Genomic DNA, 20,360 nt, shown 5'->3' on the forward strand with positions numbered 1-20,360 from the left:
CCTGCCCGACCCTGCTCGACCCCGCAGCGAGGATCCCCATGACCGACGAGCACGACGAGGCGTCCGAGCCCGTCTCCCCCGAGGACGAGACGCGCCTGCGCGCGCTGCTGTCCGACGCGCGGGAGTCCGGAGCCACGCCCGACGACGTCGTCGCGCGTCTGGACGACACGCTGGCGGGTCTCGTCGCCGAACGGCTCGCCGAGGAGCCCGAACCGACGCCCGCGACCGGCTCGGAGGCCAGCATCCACCCACTGGTCCGCACCCGGCGGCACCGGGTGGTGGCCGTCCTCGGCGCCGCGGCCGCGGTCGCGGTGCTCGGTCTGGGCATCGGCGCGCTCCTCGACCAGGGCTCCGACGACGCCGGCGACTCGGCCGCGACCGACGCCGGTGTGGAGCGCGGCGTCCACGCCGACGCCGACAGCGGGGCCGCGAAGGCCCAGCCGTCCGAGTCGCTCGAGACGGCGGACGAGCTGGCTGCCTACGAGAAGATCGTCCTGGCCCCGCGCGCGTCGACCGTGCGCTCGCCCCACCTCACCCGCGACCTGGCGCGGATCCAGGCCGCCTACCTGTCCTCGCCCGGGTCGGCCCGCTACGGGAAGACCCTCATCCACGAGCCCAAGGGCTTCACCTGCGCGGACGCCGTGTGGGGCCGCGGGGTCCTCGTCGCGGCGAGGTACGACGGCGCCCCCGCCTACGTCGCCTTCCGCCAGCCGATGGGCGACTCGCAGGTGGTCGAGGTGCTGCAGTGCGGCACCGCGGAGGTGCTGCGGTCGACCACGCTGCCGACCGACGGCTGAGCCGGGGGAATGCTCCCCTTACGATCGGGGTTGCACTCGTGATGCGATAAGCATCCCGCCGTCAACAGCGATGAGGTCCGCACCATGTCCGTCACTCCGTCGACCGAGCCGCGCAACGTGATCGTGATCGGCTCCGGCCCCTCCGGTTACACCGCCGCGGTCTACGCCGCGCGGGCGCAGCTCGCCCCGCTGGTCTTCGAGGGCTCGGTGACCGCGGGTGGTGCCCTGATGAACACCACCGAGGTCGAGAACTTCCCCGGCTTCCGCGACGGCATCATGGGCCCCGCCCTCATGGACGAGATGCGCGCCCAGGCGGAGCGTTTCGGTGCCGAGCTGATCACCGACGACGTCGTCGAGGTCGACCTCACCGGCGACGTGAAGGTCGTGCGGACCGCGACCGAGACCTACACCGCACGCGCGGTGATCCTCGCGACCGGCTCGGGCTACCGCAAGCTCGACCTCCCCAACGAGGAGAAGCTCTCCGGCCGCGGCGTCTCCTACTGCGCGACGTGCGACGGGTTCTTCTTCCGCGAGCAGCACATCGCGGTGATCGGCGGCGGCGACTCCGCTGTCGAGGAGGCCACCTTCTTGACGCGCTTCGGCAGCAAGGTCTCGCTCATCCACCGTCGCGACTCGCTGCGGGCCTCGAAGATCATGCAGGAGCGGGCGTTCGCCGACCCGAAGCTCGACGTCGTGTGGAACTCCGAGGTCGCCTCGATCAACGGCGAGGAGTCGCTGGAGTCGATCACGCTGCGCGACACCGTCACCGGGGAGACCCGCGACCTCGCCGCGACGGGTCTCTTCATCGCGATCGGGCACGAGCCCCGCTCGGAGCTCCTCAAGGGCCAGGTCGACCTCGACGACAACGGCTACGTGCTCGTCCAGCACCCCAGCACGGCGACCAACCTGCCCGGTGTCTTCGCCGCCGGCGACCTCGTCGACCACCACTACCGGCAGGCGATCACCGCCGCCGGCACCGGTTGTGCCGCGGCGCTCGACGCCGAGCGCTACATCGCCATGCTCGACCACGCCTCGTCCTCGGCGGGCTCCGCCGAGGACACCGTCGCCGAGCTCGGCGAGTCCGCCGCCCAACCTGTCTGACACGTCACCGCGCGACGGGGAACATCACCCTCCCGCCCCGCGTTGACCCAGCACTCCTCAACAGATCCATCGAAGGGAACAGATCCGTGGGCAACATCCCCGCCGTCACCGACGCCGAGTTCGACACGCAGGTCCTCAAGTCCGACAAGCCCGTGCTGGTGGACTTCTGGGCCGAGTGGTGCGGGCCGTGCCGCCAGGTCGCCCCGATCCTCGACGAGATCAACGCCGCGCACGGCGACAAGATCACGTTCCTGAAGATGAACGTCGACGAGAACCCGGTCACCCCGGCGTCCTACCGGGTCACCGGCATCCCGACGATCAACGTCTACCAGAACGGCGAGGTCGTGAAGACGATCGTGGGCGCCCGCCCGAAGGCCGCGATCCTCAACGAGCTCTCCGACTTCATCGCCTGACGTCCCTCGCGGGGCAGTCCCCCTCCACGAGCTCAGGATCTCCGTCGATCCGGTGCCCTTGGAGGGGGACTGTCCCGTTTTCCGGCCCGCAGCGGCGGCGCTAGTTCTGGTCCCGGTGGGCGGGGGTGGGGGCCTTCTTGGGTCGTACGGCGCCCACCAGCCGCTCGATCGCGGCCTCGACCTCGTCGCGCCAGCTCACCAGCGAGCGCAGCTCCATCCGCATCCGAGGGGTCCGCGGGTGCGCGCGGTGGGTCTTGAAGCCGACCCGGGCGAGGAACTCCGCCGGGAGCAGGCAGCCGGTCTCCGCGGTGAGGCGGTTGCCGCCGTACGCGAACGCCTCGACGGCGCGGATCCCGCCCCGGCCCACCAGGTCGCGCGCCATGCCCTGCACCAGGAGCCGGCCGATGCCGACGCCGTCGTGACCGTCGGCGACGTGTGCCGTCGTCAGCAGCACCGCGTCGGGCGACGCCGGCGCGGTGGGGAACTGCGCGGCGCCCGGCACGTACGACGGCGGCGCATAGGTCAGGTAGCCGACCGGGTTGCCGTCGATGATCGCGACCCGGCCGCACGAGCCCCACTCGCGCAGGACCTCCGACATCCACGACTCCTTGACCGCGCAGCGGGTCTCCCGGTCCCCCAGACGCTCGCGGCGGACCGGGTCGAGCTCCCAGAACAGGCACGAGCGGCACGGGACGCCCAGGGCGTCCAACGCGTCGAGGTGGTCCAGGGTGAAGGGGACCGTCGTGCGGGCCACGGCTCCAGGGTAGGCCGCCACGGGCCGATATCCGCGTGAAGTCACAGACCGGGGGCTGCGAGAATGACGCGGTGCGCAAGATCCGCCAGAGCAAGAAGCTCCGCAACGTCCGCTACGACGTGCGGGGACCGATCCTCGTCGAGGCACAGCGCCTCGAGGCCGAGGGTCACCGGATCCTCAAGCTGAACATCGGCAACCCGGCACCGTTCGGCTTCGAGGCTCCCGAGGCGATCCTGGCCGACGTGATGCACCACCTGCCGGAGTCGCAGGGCTACAGCGACTCCCAGGGCATCTACTCCGCGCGCACCGCAGTGGCGCAGTACTACCAGTCGCGCGGTCTGCGCGAGACCGAGGTCGAGGACGTCTTCATCGGCAACGGGGTCTCCGAGCTGATCTCGATGGTGCTCCAGGCCTTCGTCGACGACGGCAACGAGATCCTGGTGCCCGCGCCCGACTACCCGCTGTGGACCGGCGCGGTCACGCTCTCGGGCGGCACCCCGGTGCACTACCGGTGCGACGAGGACAACGGCTGGATGCCCGACCTCGAGGACATCGAGGCGAAGATCACCGAGAACACCCACGCCATCGTCATCATCAACCCCAACAACCCCACCGGCGCGGTCTACAGCAAGCAGATGGTCGAGGCGCTGGTCGACATCGCGCGGCGCCACCAGCTCGTGGTCTTCGCCGACGAAATCTACGAGAAGATCCTCTTCGACGACGCCGTCCACCACCACGCGGCCGCCGCGGGAGGCTCCGACGTCCTCTGCCTGACGTTCAGCGGGCTGTCGAAGGCCTACCGGGTCTGCGGCTACCGCGCGGGCTGGGTGATGATCTCCGGACCGAAGGAGCTCGCCGAGGAGTTCCTCGAGGGCCTCACGCTCATCGCCAACATGCGGATGTGCGCCAACGTCCCCGCCCAGCACGCGATCCAGACCGCCCTGGGCGGCTACCAGTCCATCAACGAGCTCATCGTGCCCGGTGGGCGCTTCTACGAGCAGAGCATGCTGGCCCACCGGCTCCTCAACGACATCCCCGGCGTCTCGTCCGTGCAGCCGCGCGGCGCGCTCTACTGCTTCCCGCGGCTCGACCCGGAGGTCTACCGGATCGAGGACGACGAGCAGTTCGTGATCGACCTGCTGCGCGCCAAGAAGATCCTCGTCACCCACGGCACCGGGTTCAACTGGCCGACGCCCGACCACTTCCGGCTCGTCACGCTCCCCGACGTCGAGGTGCTCGAGGAGGCGATCGGGCGCATCGCCGAGTTCCTCGCCACGAGGCGCTAGCTCCCCGCCGCTCCGCAGCGCTGTTTTTTGTTCGCTCCGGATAGTTCCGGTGGTCCATTCTGCATGGTGGGCACTCGCTCGTGGCTGGGTCGGGCTGTCAGACTCACCCGGTGCGCGACATCACCTATCCCTTCGTCATCGTGACCGCCAAGACAGCCTTCAAGGCGCTCGGCCAGCGGTTCCAGATGTCCGGCACCGAGCACGTCCCCCGCAAGGGCGGGGTGCTCCTGGCCTGCAACCACATCTCCTACGTCGACTACATCTACGCCGGCCTGGCCGCGAACCCGTCGAAGCGCTACGTGCGGTTCATGGCGAAGCGCGAGATCTTCGACCACCCCGTAGGTGGCCCGGTGATGCGCTCGTTCCACCACATCGAGGTCGACCGGGCCGACGGGGTGGCGTCGATGCACAACGCCGTGGAGTACCTCCGGGCGGGCGAGGCGGTGGGGATCTTCCCCGAGGCAACGATCTCCCGCGCGCTGGAGCCCAAGGGCATCAAGACCGGCGCCGTGCGGATCGCTGCCGAGGCGGGGGTGCCACTGCTCCCAGTCATCGTGTGGGGCACCCACCGGATGATGACCAAGGACCACCCGCGGGACTTCTCCCGCGGCAAGACCATCGCGATCAAGGTCGGTGAGCCGATGCACCCGACCGGGGACGACCCGGTCGCCGAGACCGCCGAGCTGCACCGTCGCATGGTGGCGCTCTTCGACGAGGTCATCTCCGACTACCCGGCCGACGAGCAGCCTCCCGGTTCGTGGTGGCTTCCCGCCCGCTTCGGCGGCAGTGCGCCGACCCTCGAGGAGGCCGAGCGCCTCGACGCGGAGGAGAAGCGTGAGCGGGCCGCGAAGAAGGCCGCGAAGCGCGCAGCGATGAGGGACAAGTAGCCGAATCGACCTAGCGACTTGTCGTCAGGTCGCTTTGTCGACAAACACGTTTCCGCAGGTCAGGGGCGGTTTCGACCCGCCGGCGAGGATCAGATCGGGCGATCGGACCGGTTGCGGGGGTCCATGATGTCGACGATCCGGCGCAGGTCGTCGAGGGTCGCGAACTCGACGGTGATCTTCCCCTTGGCCTTGCCGATGTCGATCTTGACCCGGGTCTCGAAGCGGTCGGCAAGCCGGTCGGAGATCTCCGCAAGTCCGGGAGCGTGCGGCTTCGCATGGATCGCGCGGTTCTTCGACGAGCCGACGTCACCCACGGCGACGATCTCCTCCAGCCCGCGCACGCTGATGCCCTCCGCGATGACGCGGGCGGCGAGCCGGTCCTGGATGTCGGCGTCGTCGACGGCGAGCAGGGCGCGGGCGTGCCCCGCGGAGAGCACGCCGGCGGCGACCCGTCGCTGCACCGCCGGGCTGAGCTTCAGCAGCCGCAGGGTGTTGCTGATCTGGGGACGTGACCGGCCGATGCGCTGCGCCAGCTCGTCGTGGGTGCAGCCGAAGTCCTCGAGCAGCTGCGAGTAGGCCGCCGCCTCCTCGAGCGGGTTCAGCTGGGAGCGGTGGAGGTTCTCCAGCAGCGCGTCGCGCAACATGTCGGAGTCGTCGGTGGCCCGGACGATCGCAGGGATCTTCTGGAGGCCGGCCTGCTGGGCCGCGCGCCACCTCCGCTCGCCCATGATCAGCTCGAACGAGCCGGGCTCGACCTCGCGCACGACGATCGGCTGGAGCAGGCCGATCTCGCGGACGCTGTGGACCAGCTCCGCCATCGCCTCCTCGTCGAAGACCTGCCGGGGCTGGACGTGGTTGGGCCGGATCGACGTCGGCTCGAGCTCGGTGAAGTAGGCACCGTCGACCGGGACCAGGTCCGGAGCACCGGCCACGGGAGTGCCGGCAGCCGCGGGCGGTCCGGCGGGGTCGGCGGGGGAGACCGCGACGTCCGGCTCGCCGGTCGGTGCGTCGGGCGCAGCAGGCTCGGGCGGCGCCGTGGGGATCAGCGACCCGAGCCCGCGGCCCAGCCCTCGACGCGGTGCGTTGTTGCTCAACTCAGGCTCCCTCGGGTCGCGATCTCCCGAGCCGCCTCCAGATAGCTGAGCGCGCCCGGCGAACCCGGATCGTAGGTCATCACCGTCTGGCCGTAGGAGGGGGCCTCCGACACCCGCACGGACCGCGGGATCGCCGTCTTCAGGACCTGGTCACCGAAGTGCTCACGCACCTCCTGGGCGACGCCGGCCGCGAGGCGGGTGCGGGCGTCGTACATCGTCAGCACGATCGTCGACACCGCGAGGTCGGGGTTCAGGTGTGCGCGGACCATGTCGACGGTCGACAGCAGCTGGCCGAGACCCTCGAGCGCGTAGTACTCCGCCTGGATCGGGATCATCATCTCCGCGCCGGCGACCAGGGCGTTCAGGGTGAGCAGCCCGAGGGACGGCGGGCAGTCGATGAGGACGTAGTCGTAACGACCCTCGCCGGCGGTCGTCGCGGTGCCGACCTGCGGGTGCGCCAGGATCGCCTTCTTGAGACGCCCCTCCCGCGCCACCACGCTGACCAGCTCGATCTCGGCGCCGGCCAGGTCGATCGTCGCAGGTACGACGTCGAGCCCCTCGCAGTCGGGGCAGGACTTGATCACGTCGGCGATGGCCATGCCGTCGACCAGGACCTCATAGGTGCCGGGAGTGCCCTGCCGATGGTCCACGTTCAGCGCGGTGGAGGCGTTGCCCTGCGGATCCAGGTCCACGACCAGCACCCGTTGGCCGAGCTCGGTCAACGCGGCTGCGATGTTCACCGTCGACGTCGTCTTGCCGACACCACCCTTCTGGTTCGCCACGACGAACACGCGAGTCGCGGCCGGGCGAGCAACCGGCTGGCGCTGGATGCCCTGGCGGTAGAACACCGTCTGGTGGGCCGCCGCCGCGAGCGGGGTCTGGTCGTCGTCGAACCCAGGGCCGAGGTCGGCCAGCTCGCCGGCCGTCCGCACGGAGAAGCCGGTTTCACGTGAAACGTCGGGGGCGCTGGTTTCACGTGAAACGTCGTTCATCGACACGTCCTCTGACTGCTCGGCGGGATCACCCGACACCGGGGCCTCCTGTGGAAAACTTTGGTCTACCTGTGGAACATCAGGCTCAGCGACCCACTCTGGGCCGGTGGAAAACTCTTGTTCGCTCTGTGCCGGGGGGTCGCCCTGGCCGGGTCCGACGACGGTCACGACGGCCATTCCCGACGTCGAGACGGGCCGCTCGCCCGCCGCCGCGGCGACCCGCGCCGACCCGAAGTCCGCAACGATACTCGCGCCGGGTCCGCCCAGGTAACCCGAACGAGAGTGACCTGGGGAGGGTCGCCAGCGCCGTCGCCGCCGAGCTCCCCGCCCTCCGCCGACGCCGGCGGCGCCACGGTCTCCACCACCGGCGGGGCGCAACCGAGCCGGGTGAGCGCAGCCTCCGCGTCGGCGATCTCCTGCTGCACCGAGGAGCCCTTCATCGCCACCAGAGCACCGGCCGGCGCCACCAGCGGCATCGACCAGCCCAGCAGCCGCTCCAGGGGGGCAACGGCCCGCGAGGTCACCACGTCGAACGTCCGCTCACCGTGGAGGGCGTCGGCGCGGTCACGGCGTACGAGGACGTTGTTCAGGCCCAACGCCGCCACCGCCTCCTCGAGGAACGTGGTCCGCCGCAGGAGAGGCTCGACGAGAGTGATCTGGAGGTCCGGGCGCGCGATCGCGAGCACCAGGCCCGGAAGCCCCGCACCCGAACCGATGTCGGCGACGGACGCACCGTGGGGGAGTGCACCGGCGAGGAGTGCACAGTTCACCAGGTGACGGTCCCAGAGCCGCGGGACCTCCCGAGGCCCGATCAGGCCCCGGGTCACCCCGTCCGAGGCGAGCAGGTCGGCGTACCGACGGGCGAGAGCGAGTCGCTCCTCAGGGAACAGGGCCCGCGCCACTGCTGGCACGGGCCCTGCGTCGCCGGCATCACCAGCGGGATGTTTCACGTGAAACGCTCGCGCTCAATCCGCCGGGAGCACGACGACGTACCGTCGCGGCTCCACGCCCTCGGACTCCGACTGCAAGCCGGCGGCGGCGACCGCGTCGTGCACGATCTTGCGCTCGAACGGCGACATCGGGTCGAGGGAGACCGGCTCACCGGACTCCTTGACCTGGGCCGCGGTCTCCTCACCGAGCTTCGTCAGGCGCGAGCGCTTGTCGGCGCGGAAGCCGGAGATGTCGAGCATCAGGCGCGACCGCTCACCGGTCTCGCGGTACACCGCAAGGCGGGTCAGCTCCTGGAGAGCCTCCAGCACCTTGCCGTCCGGCCCGACGAGCTGGGCCAGGTCGGCGCCGACGATGGAGACCGCGGCGCGGTCCGCCTCGACGTCCATGTCCAGGTCGCCGTCGAGGTCGGCGATGTCCAGCAGCTCCTCGAGGTAGTCGGCGGCGATGTCGCCCTCGCGCTCGAGGCGCGACACCAGGGCGTTGTCACCGTCCTCCGGCGCCGCGGACTCGGTGGTGTTCTCTTCGATGTCGGTCTCGGTGCTCACTTCGTGCCTCCCTGGTTGGGCTTGGATCCTGTGCCCGGCTTTCCGGACTTCCGCTGCGCACGCGACTGCCTCGATGGCTGCTGGCGCTTGGCGGGACGACGTTCGGCCTCCTCGATCACGGCGGTGTCGGCGACCGGCTCGTAGGAGGCGTACTTCTCGGGGTGCTTGGCCGCCTTCGCCTTGTCGCGGTCCTGCTTGGCCTTGAAGGCCGGCGTGCCGGGGGCGGGGTTGTTGCGGATGACGTAGAACTGCTGGCCCATGGTCCACAGGTTCGACGTGGTCCAGTAGAGGAGCACACCGATCGGGAACGCGACGCCACCGAGGCCGAAGGCCACGGGAAGGATGTAGAGCAGCATCTTCTGCTGCTGGGCGTAGGGCCCGCTCAGCGCGTCGGCCGGCATGTTCTTGGCCATCAGCTGGCGCTGCGTGGTGAACGTGGTCGCCGTCATCGCGAGCACGAGGACCGCAGCGACGATCATGACGAGCGCGTCGCCCCCGCCCGGGGCCCACACGCGGTCCATCCAGAAGGTGCCCTTGATCGGGAGGCGGTCGAAGATCAGCGAGTCGCCGAACTCGTGGGCCTTGGCGACGGTGAGGAATCCGTGCGAGGTGTCGGTCTTCGTCGCCTGGCTGATCATCCGGAACAGCGCGAAGAAGATCGGCATCTGCAGCAGGATCGGCAGGCAGGACGCGAACGGGTTGGTGCCCGCGTCCTTGTAGAGCTTCATCGTCTCCTCGGCCAGCTTCTGCCGGTCGTGGCCGTACTTCTTCTGCAGCTCCCGCACCTTGGGCTGGATCAGCTGCATGTTGCGGCTGGACTTGATCTGCTTCACGAACAGCGGGATCAGGGCCGCGCGGATGACGAGGGTCAGCCCGATGATCGACAGCGCCCAGGACAGCCCGCCCTCGGGGTCGAGGAACAGGCCGAAGAACCAGTGCCAGGCCAGCAGTACCGCCGAGATGACGTAGTACAGCGGCACCATGATGAAGTGGCCGATGTCGCCGAGGATGCCCACTCAGACTCCTTGTTCGATGTGCTCACAGCGAGCCGCACGGTTGCGGCCCCGTGAAGAAGGGGTTGCGGGAGGTACGTGGTCCACGCCGCCGGCCGCCCAGGGATGGCAGCGCACCAGTCGCCGTGCGGCGAGCCAGCTGCCCTTGACGCTCCCGTGGGTGCGCACCGCCTCGAGCGCGTAGGCCGAGCAGGAGGGGTAGTAGCGGCAGACCTCGCCGTAGAGGGGGCTGATCACCGCGCGGTAGGCCCGCAGCAGCGCGATCAGGACCCACTTCATCGCTCCGCCCGCCCGGAGCCGGCGTCGGCGCCGAGGCTCCTCTCCAGGCAACGGTCGAGGTCGGCCCCGAGTTCCTCCGAGGAGGCGGCGGCCGCCGGCGGCTGGGCCCGTACGACGAGCAACGACCCGCCGGGCAGGAGGGCCGTCCGGGCGCGCGCCAGGTGACGCAGCCGCCGCTTGACCCGGTTGCGGACCACGGCATTGCCGACGGCCTTGCTGACCACCAGCCCCACCTGCGGCGGCGCCGTGGAGGTGCCGGTGCTCGCGAGATGGGTCACCAGGGTGCGCGAACCCGACCGACCGCCCGCCTTGACGGCGCGTCGGAAGGAGTCGGGACGGGTCAGCCTCTGGTCGGCAGGCAGCACGGGTGCCCTCCGGAGGGCGTGAGCCGCGGCCTCAGACGGCCAGGCTCTTGCGGCCCTTCCGGCGGCGGCTCGACAGGATCGAACGACCGGCGCGGGTGCGCATCCGCAGTCGGAAGCCGTGCGTCTTGTGGCGACGACGGTTGTTCGGCTGGTAGGTCCGCTTGCTCACGATGGGCCTCTCATAGGGAACGTCTCGGGAAGGGCCATCCGGCGCGGCCCGGTGACGGCGCGCAGCGAGGCGCTCCGCCCGATGTGATGACAGCTTCGGCTGGCACCGCGCGTCCGCGGATGATGTCCGCCAGGCGGGCGGGTCGGCCGCGGACATGCGGCACCGGTCGACACCGGATGACCGCCCAACGGTACGCGGGACGCGACAGCAGGGTCAAACCGACGAACCGGTGACCCTAGCCCGTCCTGCGGCACCGGCGTGCGCACCCCGCCGGACCAATATCGACATCATCGTGAGAACCTGTGGAGAACCGGTTGATCCACAGGGCAACCGCGACTAGGTTCGGGCTCTCCGGGATTCCCCGCCGGTTCGGGTAGCACCCAGGCCCACGTGTCGACACAGCGGTCGTCCGCAGCACCAAGAACTAGCGGCTGACCTGCGCAAACACGTGATCTCTCGGCTCCCGGTCCGGCCTCGGCAGGGCATCGCAGACCGCGGTGACACACAGTTCACAGCCTGTGGACAAAGTTGTGGAGGTAGCACCCGCACCCGGGTGCGAGATTCGGGAGAGGAAGCCGTGACCGGCAACGAGGACCAGCAGGAGCCCCGCATCGAGACCACTGAGGCCGATCCGGCCCTGTCCCGTCTCGAGGAGGCGTGGCACGCGGTGCTCGACGACCTCCAGGCACCGCAACGGGCCTGGCTGCAGTCGAGCCGTCCGGTCACCCTGCACGGCACGACCGCGATCGTCGCCGTGCCCGACGACTTCACCCGCAAGCGGCTCGAGGGCCGGATCCGCGGTCATCTCGAGGATGCGCTCACCGACCGCTTCGGCCACGACGTCCAGCTCGCGGTCACCGTGGACAGCTCCCTGCACACCGATCCCGCCGACCACGTCGACGCACCGGTCGCCGACGAGCCCGCCGTCCGCCCGGAGCCGAGTGGATTCGGCGACATGTCGACAAACCGACAGATCGACTCGTCGACGTACGACGGCGAACCCAAGCCCTTCGAGGGCACGCGCGGCACGTTCCCTCCCGCGACCCCGACGCCGTCCGGAGGCCCGATGCCGCACCCGCCGGAGTCGCGCCTGAACCCGAAGTACACGTTCGAGACCTTCGTCATCGGCTCGTCGAACCGCTTCCCCCACGCGGCGGCCGTCGCGGTCTCGGAGGCACCGGGCAAGTCCTACAACCCACTGCTCGTCTACGGCGACTCCGGCCTGGGCAAGACCCACCTCCTCCATGCGATCGGCCACTACGTCCGCAGCCTGTACGCCGGCGCCAAGGTCCGGTACGTCAGCTCCGAGGAGTTCACCAACGAGTTCATCAACTCGATCCGCGACGACCGGCAGGACCGCTTCAAGAAGCGCTACCGCGAGGTCGACGTGCTCCTCATCGACGACATCCAGTTCCTGCAGGGCAAGACCCAGACGCAGGAGGAGTTCTTCCACACGTTCAATTACCTGCACAACGCGCAGAAGCAGATCGTGCTGACCTCCGACCAGGCACCGAAGAAGCTGGAGGCCCTGGAGGACCGGCTGCGCAACCGGTTCGAATGGGGACTGATCACCGACGTGCAGCCCCCGGACCTCGAGACCCGCATCGCGATCCTGCGCAAGAAGGCGGCGATGGACCGGTTGACGGCGCCGCCGGACGTGCTGGAGTTCATCGCCAGCAAGATCCAGACCAACATCCGCGAGCTCGAGGGTGCGTTGATCCGGGTCACGGCCTTCGCGAACCTCAACCGGCAGGACGTCGACCTCACCTTGGCCGAGATCGTCCTCAAGGACCTGATCCCCGAGGGTGGCGAGCCCGAGATCACCGCTCCGCTCATCATCGCGCAGACGGCCGCCTACTTCGGCCTGTCGATCGAGGAGCTCACCGGACCGAGCCGCGGCCGTCACCTCGTCATGGCGCGCCAGATCGCGATGTACCTCTGCCGCGAGCTGACCGGCCTGTCGCTGCCGAAGATCGGCGCCCAGTTCGGCAACCGCGACCACACGACCGTGATGTACGCCGAGCGGAAGATCAACCAGCTGCTCGGTGAGCGCCGCGCCGTGTTCAACCAGGTCAGCGAGCTCACCAACCGCGTGAAGATGACAGCACGCCAGGGCTGACCGGCGGGCGGGCCGACGCCCACCGCGCCTGTGGACGAACACCGTGAATTGGTGCGAACTACACGGGGAGGATTCTGTGGCCGCACCGGTCGGGTGGTTCCACAGGCCACCCTCCGTCCACATCCACCCCTAGTCCGTGCCGCGCCAGTGCACACGGTCGTCCACACCCGGAAACCGTCGCTCACCTGCACAGGAACCGGTTCTCCACAGATTCCACCGACGCTATGACCACTCCTAGAATTCCTACGCTCCGAATCGACCGGAACAATCTCCGCGCCACCCCTCTGTGGAGAACCACCGCCGTGGCAGGATGCACCCAGCGCACACTCGTGTCATTCCCCACGCGACGCCTCGCAGTGCTCACTGCCCGCACCACCCCGCTTACGTGTAAGGACGCATCGTGAAGTTCCGTGTCGACCGTGATGTCTTCGCCGACGCCGTGGCCTGGGCGGCCCGCAGCCTTCCCGTCCGTCCGAGCGCGCCCGTGCTCGCCGGCCTGCTCATCGAGGCCGGTGACGAGGGTCTGGTGCTGTCGACCTTCGACTACGAGACGTCGGCCCGCGCGACCCTCACGGCCGAGGTGAGCGACGAGGGCTCCGCCCTGGTCAGTGGGCGGCTCCTCGCCGACATCTGCCGCAGCCTCCCGGCCAAGCCGGTCGACGTGAGCATCGACGGCGCGCGGGTCTCGCTCACCTGTGGCTCGGCCCGGTTCTCCCTGCAGACCATGCCGGTCGAGGACTACCCCTCGATCCCCTCCATGCCCGCCGCGACCGGCACGGTGCCCAGCGAGGCGTTCGCGCACGCCGTGGCCCAGGCCGTCACCGCTGCGGGCCGCGACGACATGCTCCCCGTGCTGACCGGCGTGCGGCTCGAGATCGAGGGCGACACGATCGCCCTCCTCGCCACCGACCGGTTCCGGCTCGCGCAGCGCGAGCTCGCGTGGAACCCGGGCCAGCCGGACGCCAGCCTCGCGGCCCTGGTGCCGGCGAAGGTCCTCGGCGACACCGCCAAGTCCCTCACGGCGGGCGCCGAGGTGACCATCGCGCTCTCGGCGAGCGGCTCCGGCGACGGCCTGATCGGTTTCGAAGGCAGCGGACCCGGAGGTGTGCGCCGTACGACGACCCGCCTCCTCGACGGCGAGTTCCCCAAGGTCCGCAGCCTCTTCCCCAGCGAGCGGCTGACCGTCGCCAAGCTCGACAAGGCCGTCCTGATCGAGTCGCTGAAGCGCGTCTCCCTCGTCGCCGAGCGCAACACCGCGGTCCAGCTGGCGTTCAAGGACGGCGTGCTCACCCTCGATGCCGGGTCGGGTGACGAGGCGCAGGCGTCGGAGTCCGTGGAGGCGCAGATCGACGGCGACGACCTCGTCACGGGCTTCAACCCGCAGTTCCTCCTCGACGGCCTGGGCGCCATCGACGAGCCGGTGGTCGAGCTGGCCTTCACGCAGGCCTCGAAGCCGGTCGTCATCACCGGCACGGCCGACGAGTCCGCATCGGCGGATGCCGGCTCGTTCCGCTACCTGCTGATGCCGCGCCGCCTCCTGGGCTAGCCCCGCCGCGCTAGCGTCGACCTGGAACCTGTCGGCACGACCACCCTGGGGAGCACTCATGGACATCGGACTCATCGGCCTCGGGAAGATGGGCGGCAACATGCGCACTCGGATGCGCGACGCCGGCCTCACCGTCGTGGGCTACGACCGCAACCCCGAGGTCTCCGACGTCGACAGCCTCGAGGCACTCGTCGACGCTCTCCCCAGCCCCAAGGTGGTCTGGGTCATGGTGCCCTCGGGCGAGCCGACGCGATCGACGATCGCGGCGCTCAAGGACCTGCTCGGCGAGGGCGACCTCGTCGTCGACGGCGGCAACTCCAAGTACACCGACGACGCCGAGAACGCCGCGTCCCTGGCGGAGAAGGGCATCGGCTTCGTCGACTGCGGTGTTTCGGGCGGCGTGTGGGGCCTCAAGAACGGCTACGCCCTGATGTACGGCGGCTCCGAGTCCGACGCCGCCAAGGTGATGCCGGCGTTCGAGGCCCTCAAGCCCGGCGACACCACGGACGGCCTGGTGCACTGCGGCTCGCAGCCCGGGGCCGGCCACTTCGCGAAGATGGTCCACAACGGGATCGAGTACGCCATGATGCAGGCCTACGCCGAGGGCTGGGAGCTGCTCGACAAGGTCGACATGGTCGAGAACGTGCCCGAGATCTTCGCCTCCTGGCGCACCGGCACCGTCGTACGGTCCTGGCTCCTCGACCTCCTCGTCGACCAGCTGCGCGCCGACGAGCACCTCGACCAGCTCAAGGGCTATGCCGAGGACTCCGGCGAGGGTCGCTGGACCGTCGAGGCCGCCATCGAGAACGCCGTGCCGATGCCAGCCATCTCGGCCAGCCTGTTCGCGCGGTTCGTGTCACGCCAGGAGGACGACGTCGCCATGAAGGCGATCGCCGCGATGCGCAACGGGTTCGGCGGTCACGCCGTGACCAAGAGGTCCTGAGCGCGCTAGATCGCGAGGACCAGGCGCACCGCGCCGAAGGTGAGCCAGATGGCGCCGATCGCGAGGACGACCGGGTGCTTGAGCAGCCTGTCGAGCTCGGGCGGTGCCTCGTGGCGGGCGCGGCGTCGCGCGACGGTCACCGCCAGCGCGAGGATCCCGGCGACGAGGACCAGGCCGAAGGGGTGCGACGCGAACGACTCGCGCCACCAGCCGTGGGCGGCGTAGACCCATGACCGGGTCAGCCCGCATCCGGGGCACGGCAGCCCGGTGAGGGCCCGGAACGGGCAGATGACCGGTCCGTCCTCGATGTGGTCGGGCGAGAGCAGGAAGGCCACGCCGATGCCGGCGACCCCACCCACGGCGGCGACGTCCGACGCCGAGAGGCGCGGCTGTCGACGGAGCAGCGCGAAGCGCTCCTCGGTGAGGGGGGTCGTCGGCATCGATCGGGTCATCGTCGGATCAGCGGAACGGTCGGCCGTCGACGTCGTGCTGCTTGCGCAGGGTGAACATGATCGCGTCGTAGAGCCACCAGATGTAGCACCCGCCGCAGGTGACCAGCTTGAGGATGCCGAGGCCGGTCTGCCCGAGGTAGAACCGGTCGACGCCGAGGCTGCCGACCAACCACGAGAGCAGCACGACGGTCAGCCACTCCTTCTCGGAGAACAGGCCGGGGATGTCCCTGGCGGCGAAGTACTGCTGGCCGTCGGCGGCCCGCACCTGCGAGTCGCCCTTGATCTGGCCCGCCTGCGCCATCTGGCCCAGGGTGTTGAAGTCGTAGGGGCCCTGCTCCTGCCCGAGCACGGAGACGTAGAAGGGACCGGAGGGCTGCATCGACGGGGTCGGCGCGCCGTAGCCGTAGCCACCGGGCGGCGGCGGAACTGGAGGTTGGGTCATGGGAGGCAGCCTAGGTCTCCGGCACCTCCTTCAAACCCGATTCGGGCCACACCTTTGGCAAATCCACAGGATGCCGCGCCGCGCTGTCCGCGCCGCGGGGGATGATGGGGTCGTGCATGTCTCGCACCTGACCCTCCACGACTTCCGGTCGTACGACGACGTGGAGGTGCCCCTCGACGCAGGTGTCACGGCGTTCGTCGGTCGCAACGGCCAGGGCAAGACCAACCTGGTCGAGGCCGTCGACTACCTCTCGCGGCTCGCCTCGCACCGCGTCGCGTCCGACGCACCGCTCATCCGGGCCGGCGCCGAGCAGGCGCTGGTGCGGGCCGCGGTGGTGCGCGACGGGCGCACCGCGGTGCTCGAGGTCGAGCTCAACCCGGGTCGCGCCAACCGGGCCCGGATCAACCGGAGCCCGCTGTCGCGGGCCCGCGACATCATAGGGATCCTGCGCACGGTGGTCTTCAGCCCCGAGGACCTCGCCCTCGTCAAGGGCGACCCGTCGGAGCGGCGTCGCTTCCTCGACGACCTGCTCGTGCTGCGCACCCCGCGCCTCGCCGGGGTCCGCGCCGACCACGAGCGGGTGCTCAGGCAGCGCAACAGCCTGCTTAAGACGATCTACGCCGCGCGGGGGAGCAGTCGCGACGCCGCGCTGGCCACCCTGGCGGTGTGGGACGAGCAGCTCGTGACCACCGGCACCCAGTTGCTCGAGGCCCGCCTCGCGCTCGTGGCCGACCTGGCGCCGTACCTGGGGAAGGCCTACGAGGCGGTGGCGCGCGGCGCGTCGCGCGACGACGCGCGCGTGGCCTACAGCTCCAACCTCCCGTTGCTCGCGCAGACCGGCACGGCGACGGCGCTGCCGTCGGCGGACCTGGTGGCGATCGCGTTCCGCGACGAGCTGGCCCGGCGCCAGGCCGACGAGATCGGCCGTGGCCTGACGCTCGTCGGGCCGCACCGTGACGACCTGGTCCTCACCCTCGGTCCGGGGGAGGAGGAGCGGCTCCCGGTGAAGGGGTACGCCTCCCACGGGGAGTCGTGGTCGTTCGCGCTCGCGATGAAGCTGGCCTCCTACGACCTGCTGCGCGCGGAGGGCGACGACCCGATCCTCATCCTCGACGACGTCTTCGCCGAGCTCGACGCCGACCGGCGCGACCAGCTGGCCGAGCTCGTCGCCGGGGCCGAGCAGGTGCTGGTGACCGCCGCGGTCGAGGCGGACGTGCCGACGGCCCTCTCGGGCGTGACCTATGCCGTCGCCGCCGGGGAGGTGCGACGTGTCGAAGGATGACGTGTCGAAGGATGAGGAGACCCCCGACGAGGCCCACCGGGCCGACGGGCTCGACCTCGCTCGGGCGATGATGCGCGGCGCCGTCGCGCCCGGACTTCCGGGCGCACCGTCGGGCCGACGCAAGCGCAAGCCCGGCTCCCCGACCCGGCGGGCACGGCGGGGCAGCGAGGGTGGGATGAGCGGCGCCTACCCCGACGACCGCGACCCGCAGCTCCTCGGCGGCGAGGTGGGCCGGCTGGTCGACCAACGGGGCTGGGGCCTGGATCTCCAGGTGCGTGGCGTGTTCGCCCGCTGGACCGAGGTGGTCGGCGAGGAGATCGGCGCCCACTCGACGCCGGAGACGCTCGCCGACGGGACCCTGGTGGTGCGCACCGACTCCACGGCGTGGGCGACCCAGCTCAAGCTGCTGGCGCCGACACTGGTGAAGCGTCTCAACACCGAGCTGGGGCACGGCACGGTCACCGTGGTGGAGGTGCTCGGCCCCCTGGCACCGACCTGGAAGCACGGCGGACGTGGGCTGCGCGACGGACGCGGTCCGCGCGACACCTACGGCTGAGCCGGGGCCGGTCGACGGGGCGGCCCGAGAGGCCGGTTCGCCGTACCCGGGTCTGGACGGGCCCCTGTTCGGCGCTCGGAATGGCCTCAAATCGGCGCTCAGGGCCACTTTTCGTCCACAGACCCCCGGTCCGGACGGGTCGTGACGTGGCCTGAGGCGATTTGAGCGGTATCATGGCGATCGGCCGGGCGCACGCCCCTGAAGCGTGAGCGTCGGCCTTCTGTGTGCCCAGCCCCGGGCAGCCGCCCTGATCCCCAAGAGGTGCCGTGACCGACGAGCAGACCCCGCCCCCCAGCAACGGCATCGCCGGGCTCGGTGACTACGACGCTTCCGCGATCCAGGTGCTCGAGGGGCTGGAGGCGGTCCGCAAGCGCCCGGGCATGTACATCGGCTCGACCGGCGAGCGCGGTCTGCACCACCTCGTGTGGGAGATCGTGGACAACGCGGTCGACGAGTCGCTCGCGGGCTACTGCGACACCATCAACGTCACGCTGCTCGCCGACGGCGCGGTGACGGTGTCCGACAACGGTCGCGGCATCCCGACCGACACCGCGCCCGGCCAGGAGCTGCCCGCCGCGACGCTGGCGCTCACGGTGCTCCACGCGGGCGGCAAGTTCGGCGGCGCCGGCTACAAGGTCTCCGGCGGTCTGCACGGCGTGGGCTCCTCGGTCGTCAACGCGCTCTCGTCCCGGCTCCGGCTGGAGGTGAAGAACCGCGGTCACGTCTGGGAGCAGGAGTTCACCCTCGGCGTGCCCGACTACCCGCTGCGCCAGGTCCGCGCGCTGGAGGAGGGCGAGGAGACCGGCACCCGGGTCACCTGGTTCGCCTCGCCGGACATCTTCGAGACCACCACCTACAGCCTCGAGACGATCACCGCCCGGTTCCGCGAGATGGCCTTCCTCAACAAGGGCCTGCGGATCGTGCTGCGCGACGAGCGCCCCGCCGCCGAGGACATCGCCGACGCGATCGAGGACCCGACGATCGTCGGCGACACCGACGCGCCCGACGACCTGCACGCCGCGGAGGTCGACGGCCACCGCGTGCTGGAGCAGGTCTTCCAGTACGACCGCGGCTTGGCCGACTACGTCGACTTCCTCAACCGCCGCAAGAACGTCATCAGCTCGGTCATCTCCTACGAGGCCGAGACGGGCGACAGCGCGCCCAACCCGATGAGCCTCGAGATCGCGATGCAGTGGCAGGCCTCGTCCTACAACGAGTCGGTCCACACCTTCGCCAACACGATCAACACCCCCGAGGGCGGCACCCACGAGGAGGGCTTCCGTGCGGCGCTCACCTCGCTCATGAACCGGTGGGGCGAGGAGTGGGGCCTCATCAAGAAGAAGGAGGACCGGCTGACCGGTGACGACATCCGCGAGGGTCTCACCGCGATCATCAGCCTCAAGATCTCCAACCCCCAGTTCGAGGGCCAGACGAAGGCCAAGCTCGGCAACACCGAGGCGAAGGGCTTCGTGCAGTCGGTCGTCAACGACCACCTCGGCGCGTGGCTGGAGCAGAACCCGAGCGAGGGCAAGGACATCATCCGCAAGGCGCAGGCCGCGGCGACCGCGCGCATCGCCGCGCGGAAGGCGCGCGACCTCGCCCGCAACCGCAAGGGCCTGCTCGGCGGCGGCGGGCTGCCCGGCAAGCTGTCGGACTGCCAGTCGACCAACCCGGAGGAGTGCGAGGTCTTCATCGTCGAGGGCGACTCGGCCGGTGGCTCGGCGCGCCAGGGGCGCAACCCGCGCATCCAGGCGATCCTCCCGATCCGCGGCAAGATCCTCAACGTCGAGAAGGCGCGCATCGACAAGGTCCTGGCCAACCAGGAGGTGCAGGCGATCATCTCCGCCCTCGGCACCGGCATCCAGGAGGAGTACGACGAGGCCAAGCTGCGCTACCACAAGGTGGTGCTGATGGCCGACGCCGACGTCGACGGCCACCACATCAACACGCTGCTCCTGACGCTGCTCTTCCGCTTCATGAAGCCCCTCATCGAGCACGGCTACGTCTACATGGCGCAGCCGCCCCTCTACCGGCTCCGCTGGAACAAGCCGCACGAGCACGAGTTCGTCTACTCCGACGCCGAGCGCGACCTCCTCATGCGCGACGGCCTCGCGCAGGGCAAGAAGCTGCCGAAGGAGAACCCGGTCCAGCGCTACAAGGGTCTCGGCGAGATGAACGCCGAGGAGCTGTGGGAGACCACGATGAACCCCGAGCAGCGGCTGATGCTCCAGGTGACGCTGGAGGACGCCGCCCAGGCCGACGAGATCTTCTCGATCCTGATGGGGGAGGACGTCGAGCAGCGACGCTCCTTCATCCAGCGCAACGCCAAGGACGTTCGATTCCTCGATATCTGAGCATCTAGCGCATTTCTTAG

22 protein-coding genes are annotated in these 20,360 nt (G+C 70.1%); 11 read left to right on the forward strand and 11 right to left on the reverse strand.

Going from position 1 to position 20,360, the window contains the following annotated elements:
• Nucleotides 1-38: 38 nt before the first annotated feature.
• The 3 genes from ACAX67_RS02190 (at nucleotide 39) to trxA (ending at nucleotide 2,311) form a co-directional block, all read left to right on the forward strand.
• Nucleotides 39-797, forward strand: coding sequence for a hypothetical protein (locus ACAX67_RS02190; protein WP_370702173.1), 759 nt, complete (start codon nucleotides 39-41; stop codon nucleotides 795-797).
• 84 nt (nucleotides 798-881) lie between these two features.
• On the forward strand, nucleotides 882-1,898 hold the full coding sequence (trxB, locus tag ACAX67_RS02195; protein WP_370702174.1) for a thioredoxin-disulfide reductase: 1,017 nt from the start codon (nucleotides 882-884) through the stop codon (nucleotides 1,896-1,898).
• Nucleotides 1,899-1,984: 86 nt separating this feature from the next.
• Nucleotides 1,985-2,311, forward strand: coding sequence for a thioredoxin (gene trxA / locus ACAX67_RS02200; RefSeq protein WP_370702175.1), 327 nt, complete (start codon nucleotides 1,985-1,987; stop codon nucleotides 2,309-2,311).
• A 100-nt stretch (nucleotides 2,312-2,411) separates the two neighbouring features.
• Here the strand turns inward: trxA and ACAX67_RS02205 are convergent, their stop codons facing one another.
• Nucleotides 2,412-3,065, reverse strand: a complete 654-nt coding sequence (locus ACAX67_RS02205) for a GNAT family N-acetyltransferase (RefSeq protein ID WP_370702176.1) — start codon at nucleotides 3,063-3,065, stop codon at nucleotides 2,412-2,414.
• 71 nt (nucleotides 3,066-3,136) lie between these two features.
• Between ACAX67_RS02205 and ACAX67_RS02210 the strand changes: the two genes are divergently transcribed.
• Together ACAX67_RS02210 and ACAX67_RS02215 are read left to right on the forward strand one after the other, a co-directional pair.
• Complete coding sequence (locus tag ACAX67_RS02210; protein WP_370702177.1) at nucleotides 3,137-4,351, forward strand: pyridoxal phosphate-dependent aminotransferase; 1,215 nt, start codon at nucleotides 3,137-3,139, stop codon at nucleotides 4,349-4,351.
• A 110-nt stretch (nucleotides 4,352-4,461) separates the two neighbouring features.
• Nucleotides 4,462-5,238 (forward strand): lysophospholipid acyltransferase family protein, encoded by a 777-nt coding sequence (locus ACAX67_RS02215; RefSeq protein ID WP_370702178.1) that lies wholly within the window; start codon nucleotides 4,462-4,464, stop codon nucleotides 5,236-5,238.
• Between the two features lie 89 nt (nucleotides 5,239-5,327).
• On the opposite strand, the gene ACAX67_RS02220 is transcribed toward ACAX67_RS02215, so the two are convergent.
• From ACAX67_RS02220 to rpmH, 8 genes are all read right to left on the reverse strand, one after another.
• Nucleotides 5,328-6,332, reverse strand: coding sequence for a ParB/RepB/Spo0J family partition protein (locus tag ACAX67_RS02220; RefSeq protein ID WP_370702179.1), 1,005 nt, complete (start codon nucleotides 6,330-6,332; stop codon nucleotides 5,328-5,330).
• Nucleotides 6,329-7,324 carry a ParA family protein gene (locus ACAX67_RS02225; protein WP_370702180.1) on the reverse strand — a complete coding sequence of 332 codons (996 nt, stop codon included), beginning with the start codon at nucleotides 7,322-7,324 and terminating at the stop codon, nucleotides 6,329-6,331. The genes ACAX67_RS02220 and ACAX67_RS02225 overlap by 4 nt, the downstream gene beginning before the upstream one ends.
• Nucleotides 7,325-7,488: 164 nt before the next feature.
• Nucleotides 7,489-8,274 carry a 16S rRNA (guanine(527)-N(7))-methyltransferase RsmG gene (gene rsmG / locus ACAX67_RS02230; protein WP_370702181.1) on the reverse strand — a complete coding sequence of 262 codons (786 nt, stop codon included), beginning with the start codon at nucleotides 8,272-8,274 and terminating at the stop codon, nucleotides 7,489-7,491.
• Nucleotides 8,275-8,289: 15 nt separating this feature from the next.
• Nucleotides 8,290-8,847, reverse strand: coding sequence for a Jag family protein (locus ACAX67_RS02235; RefSeq protein ID WP_527891003.1), 558 nt, complete (start codon nucleotides 8,845-8,847; stop codon nucleotides 8,290-8,292).
• Nucleotides 8,817-9,836 carry a membrane protein insertase YidC gene (gene yidC, locus ACAX67_RS02240; protein WP_370702183.1) on the reverse strand — a complete coding sequence of 340 codons (1,020 nt, stop codon included), beginning with the start codon at nucleotides 9,834-9,836 and terminating at the stop codon, nucleotides 8,817-8,819. The genes ACAX67_RS02235 and yidC overlap by 31 nt, the downstream gene beginning before the upstream one ends.
• Nucleotides 9,837-10,112, reverse strand: coding sequence for a membrane protein insertion efficiency factor YidD (gene yidD, locus ACAX67_RS02245; protein WP_370702184.1), 276 nt, complete (start codon nucleotides 10,110-10,112; stop codon nucleotides 9,837-9,839). It abuts the gene before it with no gap.
• On the reverse strand, nucleotides 10,109-10,477 hold the full coding sequence (gene rnpA / locus ACAX67_RS02250; protein WP_370702185.1) for a ribonuclease P protein component: 369 nt from the start codon (nucleotides 10,475-10,477) through the stop codon (nucleotides 10,109-10,111). Before rnpA ends, yidD begins: the two co-directional genes overlap by 4 nt.
• A 31-nt stretch (nucleotides 10,478-10,508) precedes the next feature.
• Nucleotides 10,509-10,646: a 50S ribosomal protein L34 gene (gene rpmH, locus ACAX67_RS02255; RefSeq protein WP_148845282.1), complete on the reverse strand. Its 138-nt coding sequence runs from the start codon at nucleotides 10,644-10,646 to the stop codon at nucleotides 10,509-10,511.
• Between the two features lie 577 nt (nucleotides 10,647-11,223).
• Between rpmH and dnaA the strand changes: the two genes are divergently transcribed.
• The 3 genes from dnaA (at nucleotide 11,224) to gnd (ending at nucleotide 15,254) form a co-directional block, all read left to right on the forward strand.
• Complete coding sequence (gene dnaA / locus ACAX67_RS02260; RefSeq protein ID WP_370702186.1) at nucleotides 11,224-12,765, forward strand: chromosomal replication initiator protein DnaA; 1,542 nt, start codon at nucleotides 11,224-11,226, stop codon at nucleotides 12,763-12,765.
• Nucleotides 12,766-13,165: 400 nt separating this feature from the next.
• Nucleotides 13,166-14,311 (forward strand): DNA polymerase III subunit beta, encoded by a 1,146-nt coding sequence (gene dnaN / locus ACAX67_RS02265; RefSeq protein WP_370702187.1) that lies wholly within the window; start codon nucleotides 13,166-13,168, stop codon nucleotides 14,309-14,311.
• A gap of 58 nt (nucleotides 14,312-14,369) precedes the next feature.
• A complete protein-coding gene (gnd, locus tag ACAX67_RS02270) occupies nucleotides 14,370-15,254 on the forward strand; it encodes a phosphogluconate dehydrogenase (NAD(+)-dependent, decarboxylating) (RefSeq protein WP_370702188.1) in 885 nt (294 codons plus the stop codon).
• Nucleotides 15,255-15,259: 5 nt separating this feature from the next.
• Here gnd and ACAX67_RS02275 read toward each other — a convergent pair whose 3' ends face one another.
• Nucleotides 15,260-15,694, reverse strand: coding sequence for a DUF2752 domain-containing protein (locus ACAX67_RS02275; protein ID WP_370702189.1), 435 nt, complete (start codon nucleotides 15,692-15,694; stop codon nucleotides 15,260-15,262).
• A 19-nt stretch (nucleotides 15,695-15,713) separates the two neighbouring features.
• On the reverse strand, nucleotides 15,714-16,148 hold the full coding sequence (locus ACAX67_RS02280) for an NINE protein (RefSeq protein WP_370702190.1): 435 nt from the start codon (nucleotides 16,146-16,148) through the stop codon (nucleotides 15,714-15,716).
• Nucleotides 16,149-16,260: 112 nt separating this feature from the next.
• Here ACAX67_RS02280 and recF point away from each other — a divergent pair, with 112 nt between their 5' ends.
• From recF to gyrB, 3 genes are all read left to right on the forward strand, one after another.
• A complete protein-coding gene (recF, locus tag ACAX67_RS02285; protein WP_370702191.1) occupies nucleotides 16,261-17,430 on the forward strand; it encodes a DNA replication/repair protein RecF in 1,170 nt (389 codons plus the stop codon).
• 1 nt (nucleotide 17,431) lies between these two features.
• Complete coding sequence (locus tag ACAX67_RS02290; protein WP_370702192.1) at nucleotides 17,432-17,986, forward strand: DciA family protein; 555 nt, start codon at nucleotides 17,432-17,434, stop codon at nucleotides 17,984-17,986.
• Between the two features lie 266 nt (nucleotides 17,987-18,252).
• Complete coding sequence (gene gyrB / locus ACAX67_RS02295) at nucleotides 18,253-20,340, forward strand: DNA topoisomerase (ATP-hydrolyzing) subunit B (RefSeq protein ID WP_370702193.1); 2,088 nt, start codon at nucleotides 18,253-18,255, stop codon at nucleotides 20,338-20,340.
• Nucleotides 20,341-20,360 lie beyond the last annotated feature (20 nt).

The organism is Nocardioides candidus, assembly GCF_041321175.1.
Classification (GTDB): Bacteria; Actinomycetota; Actinomycetes; order Propionibacteriales; family Nocardioidaceae; genus Nocardioides.